A 1049-nucleotide genomic window follows, 5' to 3' on the forward strand; every position below is an offset into this window, starting at 1 on the left:
CTACCCGTTAGTGACTGCGACTCTCACTCCTGGCGGAGGACACCGGTAGCCGGGCAGTTTGACTGGGGCGGTACGCGCTCGAAAAGATATCGAGCGCGCCCAAAGATTTCCTCACGCGAGTCGGAAACTCGTGGAAGAGCGCAAGAGCAAACGGAAGTCTGACAGTGACATTCCCAACGAGTGTCGCTGACGCGAAAGCGTGGTCTAGCGAACCTACGAGGTTCATTCATGGGACCCGTAGATGACAGAAAAGCTACCTTAGGGATAACAGAGTCGTCACCGGCAAGAGCACATATCGACCCGGTGGCTTGCTACCTCGATGTCGGTTCCCTCCATCCTGCCCGTGCAGAAGCGGGCAAGGGTGAGGTTGTTCGCCTATTAAAGGAGGTCGTGAGCTGGGTTTAGACCGTCGTGAGACAGGTCGGCTGCTATCTATTGGGGGTGTTTAGGAACATGACGTGAACGTTCGTATAGTACGAGAGGAACTACGAATGGGTGCCACTGGTGTACCGGTTGTCCGAGAGGGCAGTTGCCGGGCAGCTACGCACCGCAGGGTAAGAGCTGAAAGCATCTAAGCTCGAAACCTACACGGAAAAGAAGTTCCACTGAGGTCACTCGTAGAAGACGAGTTCGATAGACTCGGGGTGTACGCAACGAGGCAACGAGTTGTTCAGCCCGCGAGCACTAACAGACCAAGCCACATTCATACGCACTGAGATCCGGGAACGGGTCCAGGCGCAAACTGGATTGCACGTACATTAGTCAGACGCCACCGATATTGGTATGACGATGGTTCGATTCCATCGATCGGAATTAAGGCGGCCAGAGCGGTGAGGTTCCACCCGTACCCATCCCGAACACGGAAGTTAAGCTCACCTGCGTTCTGGTCAGTACTGGAGTGAGCGATCCTCTGGGAAATCCAGTTCGCCGCCCCTACTCATATGCATCGAAAGCCCACCGGACACGCGTCCGGTGGGCTTTCTTCATTTACGGCGAGTGGCTTCACCACTCGCGTTCGGTTCAGGACTCGTGAGCCGCAGCACTCGTGG

Annotated in this window: 2 rRNA genes; both read left to right on the forward strand. The window is 56.0% G+C overall.

Annotated elements, in window-relative coordinates:
- Positions 1-708 (forward strand): 23S ribosomal RNA (locus tag AUR66_RS21750); the annotation flags it as partial.
- Between the two features lie 106 nt (positions 709-814).
- Positions 815-936 (forward strand): 5S ribosomal RNA (gene rrf, locus AUR66_RS03950).
- The last annotated feature ends 113 nt before the right edge of the window (positions 937-1049 follow it).

This window comes from Haloferax profundi (assembly GCF_001469865.1).
Taxonomy (GTDB): Archaea; Halobacteriota; Halobacteria; order Halobacteriales; family Haloferacaceae; genus Haloferax; species Haloferax profundi.